We start from the raw sequence: 15,207 nt of genomic DNA, 5'->3' as shown, positions 1-15,207 counted from the left end.
TTGAGCGGTGACCAACCTCAGGGCCTTTTCTGGTGTCGGCAGTGGCTGGCAGCGGGGAGGGTACCGCCCGTACTTTGAGAACTACACAGTGGACGCGAGCATCTTCGAGATGATTTTTTCATCTCGTGAAGATGATCTTAAAGATCATTAGTCAATTTTTTGACGATTCAAACTCATGTGATTTCAAGTCTTTAAGAGCAAACGGTGGATGCCTTGGCATCTGGAGCCGAAGAAGGACGTAGCAATCTGCGATAAGCCTCGGGGAGTGGATAAGCACACTGTGATCCGAGGGTGTCCGAATGGGGAAACCCCGCTGGGCGGCGTGCCGACCTAGTGACTCCCGCCTGAATATATAGGGCGGGTAGAGGGAACGTGGGGAAGTGAAACATCTCAGTACCCACAGGAAGAGAAAGCAACCGCGATTCCGTTAGTAGTGGCGAGCGAAACCGGAACAGGCTAAACCGAGTACGTGTGATATCCGGCAGGAGTTGCGTATTCGGGGTTGTGGGACTTTTCAGACATTTCTGCCGAGATGTCGGCGTTACAAGAAGGTATAGACGAACTGGATTGAAAGCCAGGTCATAGAGGGTGCCAACCCCGTAGTCGAAATGCTTCTCTTGGCGCGAAGAGTATCCCAAGTAGCACGGGGCCCGAGAAATCCCGTGTGAATCTGTCAGGACCACCTGATAAGCCTAAATACTCCCAGATGACCGATAGCGGACAAGTACCGTGAGGGAAAGGTGAAAAGTACCCCGGGAGGGGAGTGAAATAGTACCTGAAACCGTTTGCTTACAAACCGTTGGAGCACCCCTGGTAGGTGTGACAGCGTGCCTTTTGAAGAATGAGCCTGCGAGTTAGCGATACGTGGCGAGGTTAACCCGTGTGGGGTAGCCGTAGCGAAAGCGAGTCTGAATAGGGCGATTCAGTCGCGTGTCCTAGACCCGAAGCGAAGTGATCTATCCATGGCCAGGTTGAAGCGACGGTAAGACGTCGTGGAGGACCGAACCCACTTAGGTTGAAAACTGAGGGGATGAGCTGTGGATAGGGGTGAAAGGCCAATCAAACTTCGTGATAGCTGGTTCTCTCCGAAATGCATTTAGGTGCAGCGTTGCGTGTTTCTTGCCGGAGGTAGAGCTACTGGATGGCCGATGGGCCCTACAAGGTTACTGACGTCAGCCAAACTCCGAATGCCGGTAAGTGAGAGCGCAGCAGTGAGACTGTGGGGGATAAGCTTCATAGTCGAGAGGGAAACAACCCAGACCACCAACTAAGGTCCCAAAGCGCGTGCTAAGTGGGAAAGGATGTGGAGTTGCTTTGACAACCAGGAGGTTGGCTTAGAAGCAGCCACCCTTGAAAGAGTGCGTAATAGCTCACTGGTCAAGTGATTCCGCGCCGACAATGTAACGGGGCTCAAGCACGCCACCGAAGTTGTGGCATTGACATTTTTGGTAGGCCTTCGTGGTCCAGCCGTGTTGATGGGTAGGAGAGCGTCGTGTGGCCAGCGAAGCGGCGGTGTGAACCAGCCGTGGAGGCTACACGAGTGAGAATGCAGGCATGAGTAGCGAAAGACGTGTGAGAAACACGTCCTCCGAAAGACCAAGGGTTCCAGGGTCAAGCTAATCTTCCCTGGGTAAGTCGGGACCTAAGGCGAGGCCGACAGGCGTAGTCGATGGACAACGGGTTGATATTCCCGTACCGGCGAAGAACCGCCCAAGCTAATCCAGTAGTGCTAAGTGTCTGAATCCCAGTGATGGATCCCTTCGGGGTGAAGCTCTGGGCCTAGCGCACGACCCCATTCTGGTGCGGTTAGCGTATTAACAGGTGTGACGCAGGAAGGTAGCCCAAGCCAGGCGATGGTTGTCCTGGTGCAAGTGTGTAGGCCGAGTGATAGGCAAATCCGTCACTCATGCAGGCTGAGACACGATGCGGATAAAAAGTGGGTGATCCTATGCTGCCAAGAAAAGCATCGACGCGAGGTTCTAGCTGCCCGTACCCCAAACCGACTCAGGTGGTCAGGTAGAGAATACCAAGGAGATCGAGAGAATCGTGGTTAAGGAACTCGGCAAAATGCCCCCGTAACTTCGGGAGAAGGGGGGCCTTCGGCGTATTAGGACTTGCTCCGAAAGCGTTTGGAGGCCGCAGAGACTAGTGGGTAGCGACTGTTTATTAAAAACACAGGTCCGTGCCAAGTCGCAAGACGATGTATACGGACTGACGCCTGCCCGGTGCTGGAAGGTTAAGAGGACCGGTTAGCCGCAAGGCGAAGCTGAGAATTTAAGCCCCAGTAAACGGCGGTGGTAACTATAACCATCCTAAGGTAGCGAAATTCCTTGTCGGGTAAGTTCCGACCTGCACGAATGGCGTAACGACTTCCCAACTGTCTCAACCGCGAACTCGGCGAAATTGCACTACGAGTAAAGATGCTCGTTACGCGCAGCAGGACGGAAAGACCCCGTGACCTTTACTACAGCTTGGTATTGGTGTTCGGTGTGGCTTGTGTAGGATAGGTGGGAGACTGTGAAGCAGGGACGCTAGTTCTTGTGGAGTCATTGTTGAAATACCACTCTGGTCACTCTGGATATCTAACTTCGAACCGTAATCCGGTTCAGGGACAGTGCCTGGTGGGTAGTTTAACTGGGGCGGTTGCCTCCCAAAAAGTAACGGAGGCGCCCAAAGGTTCCCTCAACCTGGTTGGCAATCAGGTGGCGAGTGTAAGTGCACAAGGGAGCTTGACTGTGAGACTGACAGGTCGAGCAGGGACGAAAGTCGGGACTAGTGATCCGGCAGTGGCTTGTGGAAGCGCTGTCGCTCAACGGATAAAAGGTACCTCGGGGATAACAGGCTGATCTTGCCCAAGAGTCCATATCGACGGCATGGTTTGGCACCTCGATGTCGGCTCGTCGCATCCTGGGGCTGGAGTAGGTCCCAAGGGTTGGGCTGTTCGCCCATTAAAGCGGTACGCGAGCTGGGTTTAGAACGTCGTGAGACAGTTCGGTCCCTATCCGCTGCGCGCGTAGGAAATTTGAGAGGATCTGACCCTAGTACGAGAGGACCGGGTTGGACGAACCTCTGGTGTGTCAGTTGTTCTGCCAAGAGCACCGCTGATTAGCTACGTTCGGGATGGATAACCGCTGAAAGCATCTAAGCGGGAAGCCGGCCTCAAGATGAGATTTCCATGCCTTCGGGCGAGAGGCTCCCAGCCAGACTACTGGGTTGATAGGCCGGATGTGGAAGCGCGGTAACGCGTGAAGCTGACCGGTACTAATAAGCCGATGACTTGATAACACACCGTTTTGGTGCTTGCGTCCACTGAGTGGTTCTCGATGTACGGTCGAGAACCACGCAACAGATCTACATGATCGTTGTGTGCATGATTGAAACATCAATAGTGTTTCGGCGGCCATAGCGTGAGGGAAACGCCCGGTTACATTCCGAACCCGGAAGCTAAGCCTCACAGCGCCGATGGTACTGCAGGGGGGACCCTGTGGGAGAGTAGGACACCGCCGGACTTCTTTCGTGAAATGGCCACCCATCGATGGGTGGCCATTTCTCGTTAACAGGGTCTGTCAGCATGCGTTCTGACGGTATGCGAAGGAGTGTTGTGATGGGTGAGCAGGATCGACCGGAACGGGGCGATGCCGAGCGCTCTCCTCGTCGCACCCCGTCATCGCGGAGCAGCGATCGCTCGCAGCCCAAGCGCGATGGTGACCGTAAGCCGTACGCGCCGCGCGATGGCGAGCGTAGACCGTATGCGTCGCGTGATGGCGAGCGGAAGCCGTATCCGAAGCGTGACGGTGAGCGGAAGCCCTACGCGCCTCGTGACGGTGAACGTAAGCCGTATGCGTCGCGTGATGGCGAGCGGAAGCCGTATCCGAAGCGTGACGGTGAACGTAAGCCGTATGCGTCGCGTGATGGCGAGCGGAAGCCGTATCCGAAGCGTGACGGTGAGCGGAAGCCCTACGCGCCTCGTGACGGTGAACGTAAGCCGTATGCGTCGCGTGATGGCGAGCGGAAGCCGTATCCGAAGCGTGACGGTGAGCGGAAGCCCTACGCGCCTCGTGACGGCGAACGGAAGCCGTATCCCCCTCGAGACGGTGAGCGAAAGGCGTACGCACCGCGCGATGGCGAGCGTCGCACGTCGCGACCCCCTCAGGGATCCGAGCGCCGTGGGCCGGCGGGGCCGGCGCTGCCCGATGACGTGACGCCGCAGGACCTGCCGTCGGCAGCGCGGAACGAGCTGAAGACCCTCAGTAAAGAGAACGCCGAACAGGTGGCCCGCCACCTGGCGATGGCCGCGCGCCTCATCGACGAGGATCCGGCACGGGCGCACGAGCATGCGCTGGCGGCATCCCGCAGCGCCGGGCGGATCGCCGTGGTACGGGAGACCGTCGCCATCACCGCCTACGCCAACGGTGACTTCCCGCTCGCCGTGCGTGAACTGCGAACCTACCGGCGCATCTCCGGTCGGGATGACCAGATCGCCTTGCTCGTCGACAGCGAACGCGGCGTGGGGCGCCCCGATCGCGCGCTCGAGGTCGGTCGTGCGGTGGATCGGGCGAGCCTCCCCGTCGACGTGCGTGTCGAGCTCGCCATCGCGATGTCGGGCGCTCGGCTCGACCTTCGCGAGAACGAACGCGCGCTGCAGGAACTCGACATCCCCGAACTGGACCCGCAGCGCGCCTTCAGCTGGAGCCCCGGCCTGTTCGCCGCCCGTGCCGCCGTGCTCGAAGAGCTCGGACGTCACGACGAGGCCGTTCAGTGGCAGCGCCGTGCCGACGTCGCCGAAGAGGCACTCGGTATGAGCGAGGCCGATCTCGAGACCCTCGTCGTCGAAGAGGTCGAAGAGATCCCGCTCGACGACGAGGACGAGGATGAGGCCGACGGGGAAGCAGCCCCAGAGGCGATGCCCGCGTCTGCGCCCCGCCTCTCGGACGACTCGACCTCGTCGGCGGTGCCCAGCGTCCAGGACGAGGTCGATGAGATCCTCCTCGAGACGGGCGTGGATGACTCGCCCGCATCCGGTGGCGAGAGCGAGGCCTGACCGATGGCGCTCTTCTCCCGACGCACGGCTGCGGTGACCCCGCTCGAGGACGTCGACGTCGTCCTGGCCGACCTCGATGGCGTCGTCTATGCGGGCCCGGGCGCCCTCCCGCACGCCGTCGAGAGCCTGAACCGTGCGGGGGAGACGCGTCGGCTCGGATTCATCACGAACAACGCGTCACGTCGTGACAGCACGGTCGCGACGCACCTGCGCGAACTCGGGCTGTCGTCGACCCGTCCGGAGGACGTCGTCACGAGCCCCCAGGCGGCGATGCGGCTGCTGCGCGAGCGGGTCGCGCCGGGAGCGACGATCCTCGTCGTCGGCGGCGACGGCCTGGTCGACGAGCTCGAGAAGGCAGGCTACGCCGTCACCCGCAGCGCCGACGATGCGCCGGCGGCCGTCGTGCAGGGCTTCGCCCCCGAGCTCGGCTGGGTGCATCTCGCCGAGGCCGCGTATGCGCTCGCCACGCCCGAGGACGAGGGCGGCATTCCTTGGATCGCCACCAACACCGACTGGACGATCCCGCAGGCGCGGGGGATCGCTCCGGGCAACGGCACGCTCGTCTCGGCGGTGCACACCGCCGTCGGACGGCTCGCGGTCGTGGCGGGCAAGCCGGAGCGACCCATCTTCGACGAAGCCGTCGCGCGGTTCGGTGCGCGGCATCCGCTGTTCATCGGCGACCGCCTCGACACCGACATCGCAGGCGCCCAGGGGGCAGGGATCGATTCGGTCCTGGTCCTCACCGGCATCGACCGTCCCAAACACGTGCTGGCCGCGCCGACGACCTCGCGTCCGACGTTCATCGTGGGCGATCTCCGCGAGCTCCACGAGCCCTACCCCGAGACGATCGTCGACGGCGACGTCACCAGCGTGGGCGGCGCGTCGGTGCGCATCGACGGACCCGACATCCACATCGTGCGCGAAGGGGACCGTCCGATCGACCTGGTCCGTGCCGGAGCGGCCGCCATCTGGGCGACCGGACGCGCGATTTACGGATTCCGTGTGCCCGAGCGGCTGTACGCCGATCCGTTCCACCGGCCCTGAGAAGGCCCGCCGACGCCGCCCTTCGGCGCGCGGGCACGGCGCGTCGACGGCGCCGCGTATCGTGGAGACATGTCGATGGATGCCGCTGATGCGGATGCGCGCCGGGACGATCTGCTCTCGACTCTCGAAGTGATCGAGGAGCAGCCTCTCGCCGAGCGCGCGAACGCCTATGCCGCACTTCACGACGAACTCGCGCGTCGACTGGAGTCCGGACCGCGGGACGCTTCCGCGTGACCTCCCGACTCGACGCCGCGGTCGCCGCCCGATCGCTCGCGCGCTCTCGCACCCATGCCGCGCAGCTCATCGAGGCCGGCCTGGTCTCGGTCGACGGCACGCCGGTCGTGAAGCCGTCGACCCGTGTGTCCGATATACAGGAGATCACCGTCGCGGCATCCGATCACTACGTGAGCCGCGCCGCGCACAAGCTGATCGCTGCACTCGACGCATTCGACGTCCGGATCGCCGGACGGCTCTGCCTCGACATGGGGGCTTCCACAGGCGGGTTCACCCAGGTGCTGCGGGAGCGCGGAGCCGTACGCGTTCTCGCGGTGGACGTCGGCCACGACCAGCTCGCTCCCGAGATCGCCGCCGACCCCGGCGTCACGGTCGTCGAAGGGTTCAACGTGCGTCACATGACCCGCGATGCCCTGGCCGAGGCTGTGGGGCCCGCGCAGCCCGTGGAGGAAGCTCCATCCGTCGTCACCGGGGATCTCTCCTTCATCTCCCTCGCCCACGTGCTCCCCGCCGTGGCCGGGGTCGTCGCACCGGACGGCGACATCGTGCTGCTCGTGAAGCCCCAGTTCGAGGTGGGGCGCACGGGAGTGCGCGAGGGACTCGTTACCGACCCCGCGGCGCGCGCCGACGCGGTCGCCGGTGTGCTCTGGGCGGCGTGGGACGCGGGCCTTCGAACACGGGGCGTGATCGCGTCTCCGCTGGCGGGCACGCATGGGAACCAGGAATACCTGGTGCATCTGCGACCCGGGCGATCTCCAGACGTCGACAGCACGGCGGAAGCCGGCAATCCGACAGAATACCTGGAGACCGTGAACCTAGTGGCGGGAGCGAGATGACCATCGAGAGCACCGACCCGCGCGAGATCCTGGTGGTCGCGCATGCGCGGCGCACGGACACGGTCCTCGCCGCGCGGCGCGTCATCGCCGCCGTGCAATCGGCGGGAGCGCGCGCCGTGCTGCCCGACGGCGACGACGAGCTGCGGCACGAGCTCGGCGACGTCGGACCGCTGGCGACGCTCGGAGTGGACGTGTCGGTGGATGCCGTGGAGATCGCCATCGTCCTGGGCGGCGACGGCACGATCCTGCGCGCGGCGGAGCTCGTGCGCACCGGGACGGCCCCGATCCTCGGGATCAACATGGGCCACGTCGGCTTCCTCGCCGAGATCGAGGCGGACGTGATCGACGACGCCATGCGCCGGGTCATCGACCGCGAATACGACGTCGAAGAGCGGATGACGCTCGACGTCGAGGTGCGTGACGAGGCCGATACCGTCATCTACTCGACGTGGGCCCTGAACGAGGCGACCGTCGAGAAGGCGGCTCGCGAGCGGATGATGGAGGTCGTCCTCGAGATCGACAGCCGTCCGCTGTCGAGCTTCGGCTGCGACGGGGTCGTGATCTCGACCCCGACCGGGTCGACCGCCTACAACTTCTCCGCGGGTGGGCCCGTCATCTGGCCCACCGTCGAAGCGATCGCCGTCGTTCCCCTGTCGGCGCACGCGCTGTTCGCCCGCCCCCTCGTCGTCGGCCCCGAGGCGACGGTCGCGATCGATGTGCTCGCCCGCACGGACGGCACCGGCATCCTCTGGTGCGACGGTCGCCGCTCTCACGACCTGCCGCCGGGTGCCCGAGTCATCGCCCGCCGCTCGGAGGAGCATGTGCGGCTCGCGCGCCTGCACCCCGCCCCGTTCACCGATCGGCTGGTGCGCAAGTTCCAGCTGCCCGTCGCCGGCTGGCGCGGCCCCGTCGAGCCTCGCGACCTGCGCGCGGGCGAGGTTCCCTCGGCCTGAGGCAGCGCGCCCGGAGAGCCACGGACCGGTCGGCTTCACCCTGCGCGACCGATCGAAGGCGCAGAAGGATGCGGTGACCGCGCTTCCCGGTGTGATCACGGTCATGGAGAACGGCGGGCAGTTCCAGGTGGTCGTCGGCAACAACGTCTCGAAGGTGTACGCGGGGCTTCCGACCTCGCTCACCGACGGCGACCGTGTCGCCGACCCGTCGGCGGGCAGCGGCCAGAAGGTCAGCGCGCTCTCGCGTGTGATCGACGTCATCTCGTCGATCTTCGCGCCCATCCTCGGGGTGCTGGCGGCGACGGGCATCCTCAAGGGTCTGCTGATCATCCTCTCGACGACGCACGTGCTGGCCTCGTCCTCGACGACCTGCCAGATCCCCGCCGTCCTCGCCCAGGCCGGCGCCGCGCTCGGTGTGACCCTGCGCCTGCGCGAGAAGAAGACGAAGGCCCTCGGGTTCTCGGGTTCTCGGCCAGGCTCGCCGCGATCTTCGGCGTCACCGAACCGGCGATCTACGGCATCACCCTGCCGCGCAAGCGCGCCTTCCTCGTCGCCTCGATCTCCGGCGCGATCGCCGGCGCCGTGGTGGGCGCCGGCGGTGTGAAGGTCTTCTCGACCGGCGCGCCGGGCCTGCTGACCCTTCCCATCGCGATCGGCGCCTACTTCTTCGGCATCACCTCGGCGCAGGGAGCGGAAGTGCTCGTGCACATCGGCATCGACACCGTCGCGCTCGGTGGAGCGCCGTTCACGCCGCACGTGGTCGTCGGCGACCGCGTCGAGGCGGGAGCGCCTCTCGTGAGCGTCAACCTCGCGGCCATCCGCGCGGCCGGACTCGACCCGATCACGCCGGTCGTGCTCGTCAACAGCGCCGGAGCGCAGGCGGGTTAGTCGCGCGCGGTCGCTGCGCCGCGCTCGGGGTCCTTGCGCACGCTCGCTCGTTCACGCGCGATCGTGCGCGCGAGCACCTGCCCGCCGCTGGTCAGCAGCGCTCGCCGCCACGGCAGGACGCCGTCGATCTCGATCTGGATCGACATCGACAGCACTGTCCGGATGAGGACGATCAGGCCGAGGATGAGGGCATCCTCGATCGAGGGCTTCGAGGTGATCGTGCGGATGAGATCGGCCGCGACGAGGACCTCGAGTCCGAGCAGGATGGCGGCGCCCAGCGTGGTGCGCAGCAGGGAGTAGGCGGCGTGCCCGTCGCCGCTACGGCGCAGCGATCGAAGCGCCAGCACGAGGGCGACGACGAAGCCGGCGACCATGGCGAGCGCCCCCACCATCTCGAAGGCGACGGCGATCGCCGTGAAGATCGGCTCGATCGACTCGGCCACGGATCAGCGTCCGAGAAGACGGTGTGCTCGTGCGGACGGGGTCATGGGGTCTCCTGTGTGCGAATGCGATTACTCTACGGCGCGCGCGTTGCCGCGCACGGAAGCGCCCCCATCCGAGCCGGGATGGGGGCGCTTCGCTGTGTCTGCCGCCGGTTACTTGAACGCGTCCTTGACGTCCTCGCCGGCCTTCTTGACCTGAGCCTTGGCCTGGTCGGCCTCGCCCTCGGCCTCGAGGCGCTCGTTGTGCGTCACCTTGCCGACGCCCTCCTTCACCTTGCCGCCGAGATCCTCTGCCGCGTTCTTGATCTTGTCGTCGAAACCCATGGCATCTTCCTTTCTCTGGACTGCGGGATCGACGTTACGTCGCTCCGCGGTGGGGAGTGAGTGGGTTGACGATTCGACGGCGACGGGCTACGGCGGCGGTCACCGTTCGCGGGGCGACCTCTCGTGCGGCAACGGCGGCCACACGGGCAGTGGATCGGGCATCCTCCGCCAGCACTCCGGGCCCTCCTCGAGCTCAGCGTCGGTGACGAGCGCCGAGTCGAGCGTGGCGACGAGATCGCCGACGATGAGATCCAGTCCGGTCAGTGCGATGTCCTGCGCGGTGCCGTCCGCGGACGGCCCCGCATCGAGCGGGTCGATCCAGATCGCGGATCCGACCTGGTCCCATCGGGCGAGGATGCCGGGGCGCGACGCGATGCGGCAGAACCCTGCCGAGCGCACGAGCAGCCCCGAGCGTCCGGCGTCGATCCGGTCGAGCGCCGAGGCGAGGCGTGCGGGATGGAAAGGATGCAGTCTCTCGTACCGGAACGTGGTGACCCGCGGGTCGGTCATGTGCGGGTCGTGCGAGTCGTTGAGGGCGTGCACCCAGCCGGCCCGCTCGAGCACCTCGTCGGGGGTGGACGGCAGCGTCCGCGCGGCGAAGAGCGCCCGCACGTCGTCTGCAGGACCGCGGGACAGGCGGACGCGCGCGCGGGGCGCCAGATGGGAGGCGAGCGCCATCAGCAGCGAGAGTCGCGGTGTGTCCACCGACTCCCACTGCACGATGCTGACGGACTCGGCCGCTTCGAGCAGAGTGGCGGCGCGACGGGCCCGTGCCCCGACATCGCCACGGTCGTCGCCCGCGGGCGCCCGCGGGTCGAGCGGCGATCCGTCCCGCAGATCGTCGATCAGGTGGCGGGCATCGATGACGCAGACGATCGGCGGTGCCGGCGAACCCATCACCACGTCGAGGTGGCGGACGTCGACGTCGACATCCACGTCGACGACCACGTGGCCGAGATCGCCGGCGGCGGGCGTGATACGCGTCGGGGTGGACCCGCCGACGGCGGCGTGGCCGCCGGGGATCTCGATCAGGCCGCGTCGCGTCGCGGCGGCCAACCCTGCCGAATAGCGCTTCCGCTCGGGCGTGCACAGACCGGTGACGATGAGGGGGACGGGTTCCACGGGGCTCGCTCTCGTGTTGACGGATGGACGTCGATCACTCTAGCCTCTTATTGAAAACAATTCTCAATAAGGAGAGACATGAAGGTTCGTTCATCCCTCAAGTCCCTGGCGCAGCAACCCGGCGCGCAGGTGGTGCGCCGCCGAGGACGCGTCTACGTCATCAACAAGCAGAACCCGCGCTTCAAGGGGCGCCAGGGCTGACCGCCGGCGGCGAGGCCGCGCCCCTCAGGCGAACCGGCCGAGGCGGATGCCGGCGTAGGCGAGGGCGGCGATCGTCTCGCCGTCGGTGATGCGCCCGTCGGAGATCATCGTGAGAGCCTCGTCGAACGCGACCCAGCGGACGGATTCGATGCCCTCCTCGTCGCGGCTCGCCGCGGACGCCTCAGCCCAGTGCTCCACGCCGCGCGCGAGGAACACGTACTCGGGGGCGCGGGCGATGCCGTTCAGTGCGTTCATGCGCCCGAGCAGGGTCCACTCCCGCGCCGCGAGCCCGGTCTCTTCGGCCAGTTCGCGCTGGGCGGCGACCAGTGGCTCCTCCCCGTCCGAGCCTCCCGCGGGCACTTCGATCGAGAGTCCGGTCGTGTAACGCTCGAGCGTGATCAGGCACACCCGCTCATCATCGTCGAGGGCGACGACGAACACCGCCGGCTGCTGCATCTCGACGACGCCGTAGATGCCGTCTCCGTGGGGTCCGGTGACCTCGTGCTCGTCGACCCGGATCCAACGGTTGTCGTACACCGTGCGCGAGGCGCGCGTCTTCCACGTCACGACGCCACCCTACGACGCGTCGCGCTCGCGGGCGAGTCGACGCGAGACGACGGAGCGGGTCCGGGGCTGTGCCCGGACCCGCTCCGTCGATGATGCGGCGTCGGATCAGTACCAGCCCGACGACTCCGAGTGGTCCCATGCGCCGCACGGCGTGCCGTAGCGACCGGAGATATAGCCGAGCCCCCACGCGATCTGCGTCGCCGGGTTGGTCTCCCAGTCGGAGCCGGCGGAAGCCATCTTGCTGCCGGGGAGCGCCTGGGGGATCCCGTACGCACCGCTGCTGCTGGCGGCGTTCACGCGCCAGCCGGACTCGCGGTTCCACAGGGACAGCAGGCAGGCGAACTGGTCGTCTCCCCAGCCATACCCGGCGGCCATGGAGCGGCCGATACCCTGCGCTGAACCGGGGTCGACGTTGACGTTCACCGAGGCTGTCGACGAACGCGACGACGAGGATGAGGACGACGACGTGGACTCCGCGGCGGCCTTCTCCGCGGCGGCCTTCTCTTCTGCGGCCTTGGCGGCGGCTTCGGCGGCGGCCTGCGCAGCGGCGGCCTCAGCGGCTGCCTGCGCGGCAGCGGCGGCTTCGGCGGCGGCCTTCGCCGCGGCTTCCTCCTCGGCCTTCTTCGCCTTCGCGGCGTCGAGCTGACCGCGCAGGGCTGCCGTCTTCTCCTGCACCGACTGGACTTCGGCGGCGGCGTTCGCCGTCAGGGTGGGGACGAGCAGGGTGGGGGTCACATCGACGACATTGAGCTTCGAGACGAAGGCGTCGAGCTGGTCGGTGTCGATGACCGTCGCCGTGGTGTTCACCGTCAGGCCGGAGGTGGAGACGTCGGTGCCGACCGTGCGTGCGTCGGCGATCGCCTGACGCGCGGCATCCAGCGTGCTCTGCGCGCGCGAGGCGATCGTGCTGAGGGGAGCGGCGATCGAATGCGTCTGCGTGGACGCGGAGGCGTCGATGCCGGCTCCTTCCGATGCCTGCGGCAAGGCCGCGCCGGTGGTGGCGAACATCCCGGCGACGAGGCCGGCGCAGACGAGAAGAGGCGTGGCGGAGCGGAGAACGTTACGAGACATAAAGGGAGTACTTCCGGTGCATCAGCGCCGCGGCGCTCGGGTGCGCGTGCGGCGTGCGTCCTCGGGTGGACACGAAGGTCACAGATTGGCAACAGTTTCTGGACGGAACGGGTATGAAACCTGGGCGTTCCCTGTATGGGACGATGGTCAGGAACTGCCCTCGAGGGGAGCTCCGCGCTGGACGCGGCCCGCCTTTCCGGGGCCCGAGGGCCGGTATAGAGTCGCGAACACAGCGACATTACAGGCGCGAAAACAGGGAGAAGGACCCATGGCATCCAATTCCGCGGCCGACATCGTCGACGCCGTTGGTGGACCCGGCAACATCGCGAGCCTCACGCACTGCGCAACACGATTGCGTTTCCAGCTGCGCGACGGCGAGAAAGCCGACAAAGACCGTGCGGAGGCGATTCCGGGTGTGCTCGGGGCCGTGCCGCAGGCCGGCGATCGGTTCCAAGTGGTCATCGGCGGGGGTGTGCAGACCGTCTACAACGACATCATGGCGCTTCCCGTGATGGCCGGCGGCGGAGGGGCCGCCGAGGCCGGCTCCGGTGAGAGCGACGCCGACATCAAGGCGCGCGAACGGGCGAAGGGCCCGCGCGGCACGAACGCGTGGCTCGACACGTTGTTCGAGTTCCTCTCCGACTCGTTCCGTCCGATCCTGGGGGCTCTGCTCGGGGCATCCCTGTTCATCACCTTCATGGCGCTGGCGGCGACGCTCGGCTGGATCCCGGCATGGAACGCGCCGGGTGTCGTGCTGCCGCCGTCGTGGGCGTTCGTGAACCTCATGTGGCAGTGCGTGTTCATCTTCCTGCCGCTCATGGTCGCCTACAACGCGTCGCAGAAGATCGGCGCCGATCCGTGGGTCGGCTTCGCCATCATGGCGGTCACGATGCTGCCCGGCTTCACCGCACTCGGCAAGACCGACGATGCCGTGCAGACGACGTTCCTGGGCTCGAACATCACCACCGTGCAGGTGTTCGGTATGCCGCTCACGATCTTCGACTACAGCTCGCAGGTCTTCCCGCCACTGCTGATGGCGGCGGTCCTCGGCCTCGTCTACAAGGGGCTCAAGAAGGTCATTCCCGAGAACATCCAGCTGATCTTCGTGCCGTTCATCTCGATGCTCGTGATGATCCCGCTCACGGCCTTCCTCATCGGTCCCATCGGCGTGTACGCCGGCGCGGCCCTCGCGAACGCGCTCAGTGCGATCAACACGTTCTCGCCCTTCATCTTCGCGATCGTCATCCCGCTCGCCTACCCGTTCATGGTTCCGCTGGGCCTGCACTGGCCGATCAACGCGATCATGCTGCTGAACATCCAGACCCTGGGATATGACTTCATCCAGGGCCCCATGGGCGCGTGGAACTTCGCGTGCTTCGGTGCGACAGCCGGCGTGCTCGTCCTCGCCTGGCGCGAGAAGGACAAGCAGATGCGGCAGACGGCGACCGGTGCACTCGCCGCAGGTCTGCTCGGCGGCATCTCGGAGCCCTCGCTGTACGGCATCCATCTGCGGTACAAGCGCATCTACCCGCGCATGCTGGTCGGATGCCTCACGGGTGGTCTCATCATCGGCATCGGATCGCTCGTGCTGGGTCTGAAGAACGGCATCACGACGCAGGCCTTCGTCTTCACGTCGCTGCTCACGATCCCCGCCTTCGACCCGATCGGGCTCTACCTGATCGCCGTCGCCGGCGCGTTCGTGGTCGCGATGATGCTCGTCATCGTCTCGGGCTACAAGAACCCGGAGCCGGCGGCTGCGGGCGCCGGAGCGCCGGCGGCCGGCGCGGCCGGACGTGTCTCGGACGAGGCGCAGGCGGTGTCGGGTGTCGCGGGCGGCGGCGAACTGCTTCCGGGGGGTGCGGGCACCGCAGCGGCGGGCACGGCGACCGCGGTCGCCACCGCGGCGCACGGCGAAGCCCCGGACGTCGGCGCCCTGATCCAGGTCGCCTCGCCGCTCGATGGCACGGCTGTCGCCCTCGATCAGGTGCCCGACCCCGTCTTCGCGGGTGGTGTCATGGGCCCCGGAGTCGCGATCGAACCGACCGGTGACACGGTCTACGCCCCGGGAGCAGGCGTCGTCGTGGCGGCGCAGCCCACCGGCCACGCCTTCGGGCTGCAGTTGGACAACGGCGCCGAGGTGCTGATCCATGTCGGGATCGACACGGTGAACCTCAAGGGCGAAGGCTTCGACGTCAAGGTCAAGAACGGCGACCGCGTCGAAACCGGCACCCCGCTGGTGACCTTCGACCGTGCCGTGATCGAGAAGGCGGGCTACCCGCTCATCACTCCGGTCATCGTTCTGAACGGCGACACGTTCGACACCGTCGATCCCGCGACGCTCGGGCCCGTCTCGCACGGTCAGGCGTTGCTGGACGTGCAGAAGAAGTCCTGACCCGCACTCGTCAGGTCGCGCAAGACCCCCTCGGCATCGGATGCCGAGGGGGTCTTTTGCATGCTAGTGAAATGCATCTAGTATCTATGTT

14 protein-coding genes and 2 rRNA genes are annotated in these 15,207 nt (G+C 65.9%); 11 read left to right on the top strand and 5 right to left on the bottom strand.

Features of this window, described 5'->3' with window-relative positions; all coding sequences use genetic code 11:
* Window positions 1–181: 181 nt before the first annotated feature.
* From JOE64_RS12500 to JOE64_RS12460, 9 genes are all read left to right on the top strand, one after another.
* Window positions 182–3,285: ribosomal RNA gene (locus JOE64_RS12500) — 23S ribosomal RNA — on the top strand.
* Window positions 3,286–3,392: 107 nt separating this feature from the next.
* A 5S ribosomal RNA gene (gene rrf / locus JOE64_RS12495) occupies window positions 3,393–3,509 on the top strand.
* Window positions 3,510–4,198: 689 nt separating this feature from the next.
* Window positions 4,199–5,041, top strand: a complete 843-nt coding sequence (locus JOE64_RS12490) for a hypothetical protein (protein ID WP_271202483.1) — start codon at window positions 4,199–4,201, stop codon at window positions 5,039–5,041.
* A gap of 3 nt (window positions 5,042–5,044) precedes the next feature.
* Window positions 5,045–6,085 (top strand): HAD-IIA family hydrolase, encoded by a 1,041-nt coding sequence (locus JOE64_RS12485; protein ID WP_204964558.1) that lies wholly within the window; start codon window positions 5,045–5,047, stop codon window positions 6,083–6,085.
* A gap of 69 nt (window positions 6,086–6,154) precedes the next feature.
* On the top strand, window positions 6,155–6,319 hold the full coding sequence (locus JOE64_RS12480; RefSeq protein ID WP_204965121.1) for a hypothetical protein: 165 nt from the start codon (window positions 6,155–6,157) through the stop codon (window positions 6,317–6,319).
* Window positions 6,316–7,155, top strand: coding sequence for a TlyA family RNA methyltransferase (locus JOE64_RS12475; RefSeq protein ID WP_204964557.1), 840 nt, complete (start codon window positions 6,316–6,318; stop codon window positions 7,153–7,155). The genes JOE64_RS12480 and JOE64_RS12475 overlap by 4 nt, the downstream gene beginning before the upstream one ends.
* A complete protein-coding gene (locus tag JOE64_RS12470) occupies window positions 7,152–8,108 on the top strand; it encodes an NAD kinase (protein ID WP_204964556.1) in 957 nt (318 codons plus the stop codon). The genes JOE64_RS12475 and JOE64_RS12470 overlap by 4 nt, the downstream gene beginning before the upstream one ends.
* Window positions 8,109–8,181: 73 nt before the next feature.
* Window positions 8,182–8,712, top strand: a complete 531-nt coding sequence (locus tag JOE64_RS12465) for a hypothetical protein (RefSeq protein ID WP_204964555.1) — start codon at window positions 8,182–8,184, stop codon at window positions 8,710–8,712.
* Window positions 8,709–8,996, top strand: coding sequence for a PTS sugar transporter subunit IIA (locus tag JOE64_RS12460; protein ID WP_204964554.1), 288 nt, complete (start codon window positions 8,709–8,711; stop codon window positions 8,994–8,996). Before JOE64_RS12465 ends, JOE64_RS12460 begins: the two co-directional genes overlap by 4 nt.
* Here the strand turns inward: JOE64_RS12460 and JOE64_RS12455 are convergent.
* The 3 genes from JOE64_RS12455 to JOE64_RS12445 form a co-directional block, all read right to left on the bottom strand.
* Window positions 8,993–9,439, bottom strand: coding sequence for a DUF1622 domain-containing protein (locus JOE64_RS12455; protein WP_271202482.1), 447 nt, complete (start codon window positions 9,437–9,439; stop codon window positions 8,993–8,995). The genes JOE64_RS12460 and JOE64_RS12455 overlap by 4 nt on opposite strands.
* Window positions 9,440–9,592: 153 nt before the next feature.
* Window positions 9,593–9,763: a CsbD family protein gene (locus JOE64_RS12450; protein ID WP_204964553.1), complete on the bottom strand. Its 171-nt coding sequence runs from the start codon at window positions 9,761–9,763 to the stop codon at window positions 9,593–9,595.
* 99 nt (window positions 9,764–9,862) lie between these two features.
* Window positions 9,863–10,885: a CobW C-terminal domain-containing protein gene (locus tag JOE64_RS12445; RefSeq protein WP_204964552.1), complete on the bottom strand. Its 1,023-nt coding sequence runs from the start codon at window positions 10,883–10,885 to the stop codon at window positions 9,863–9,865.
* Between the two features lie 78 nt (window positions 10,886–10,963).
* Between JOE64_RS12445 and ykgO the strand changes: the two genes are divergently transcribed.
* Window positions 10,964–11,086 (top strand): type B 50S ribosomal protein L36, encoded by a 123-nt coding sequence (gene ykgO, locus JOE64_RS12440; protein WP_204964551.1) that lies wholly within the window; start codon window positions 10,964–10,966, stop codon window positions 11,084–11,086.
* A 24-nt stretch (window positions 11,087–11,110) separates the two neighbouring features.
* Here the strand turns inward: ykgO and JOE64_RS12435 are convergent, their stop codons facing one another.
* Entirely contained in the window at window positions 11,111–11,653 is a 543-nt protein-coding gene (locus JOE64_RS12435; protein WP_204964550.1) for an NUDIX domain-containing protein, read from the bottom strand.
* A gap of 105 nt (window positions 11,654–11,758) precedes the next feature.
* Complete coding sequence (locus tag JOE64_RS12430; protein ID WP_204964549.1) at window positions 11,759–12,724, bottom strand: aggregation-promoting factor C-terminal-like domain-containing protein; 966 nt, start codon at window positions 12,722–12,724, stop codon at window positions 11,759–11,761.
* A 268-nt stretch (window positions 12,725–12,992) separates the two neighbouring features.
* Between JOE64_RS12430 and JOE64_RS12425 the strand changes: the two genes are divergently transcribed.
* Window positions 12,993–15,116, top strand: coding sequence for a glucose PTS transporter subunit IIA (locus tag JOE64_RS12425; protein WP_204964548.1), 2,124 nt, complete (start codon window positions 12,993–12,995; stop codon window positions 15,114–15,116).
* The last annotated feature ends 91 nt before the right edge of the window (window positions 15,117–15,207 follow it).

It is taken from the genome of Microbacterium dextranolyticum (genome assembly GCF_016907295.1).
Lineage (GTDB): Bacteria > Actinomycetota > Actinomycetes > Actinomycetales > Microbacteriaceae > Microbacterium > Microbacterium dextranolyticum.
Note: the sequence above shows the minus strand (reverse complement) of the source record. Positions and strands in the feature narration are given on the sequence as shown.

Excerpts from the sequence above, each read along its gene's own strand:
- JOE64_RS12470 (WP_204964556.1), top strand. The coding sequence starts at position 7,152 with ATGACCATCGAGAGCACCGACCCGCGCGAGATCCTGGTGGTCGCGCAT.
- JOE64_RS12450 (WP_204964553.1), bottom strand. The coding sequence starts at position 9,763 with ATGGGTTTCGACGACAAGATCAAGAACGCGGCAGAGGATCTCGGCGGC.
- JOE64_RS12485 (WP_204964558.1), top strand. The coding sequence starts at position 5,045 with ATGGCGCTCTTCTCCCGACGCACGGCTGCGGTGACCCCGCTCGAGGAC.
- JOE64_RS12480 (WP_204965121.1), top strand. The coding sequence starts at position 6,155 with ATGTCGATGGATGCCGCTGATGCGGATGCGCGCCGGGACGATCTGCTC.
- ykgO (WP_204964551.1), top strand. The coding sequence starts at position 10,964 with ATGAAGGTTCGTTCATCCCTCAAGTCCCTGGCGCAGCAACCCGGCGCG.
- JOE64_RS12430 (WP_204964549.1), bottom strand. The coding sequence starts at position 12,724 with ATGTCTCGTAACGTTCTCCGCTCCGCCACGCCTCTTCTCGTCTGCGCC.
- JOE64_RS12425 (WP_204964548.1), top strand. The coding sequence starts at position 12,993 with ATGGCATCCAATTCCGCGGCCGACATCGTCGACGCCGTTGGTGGACCC.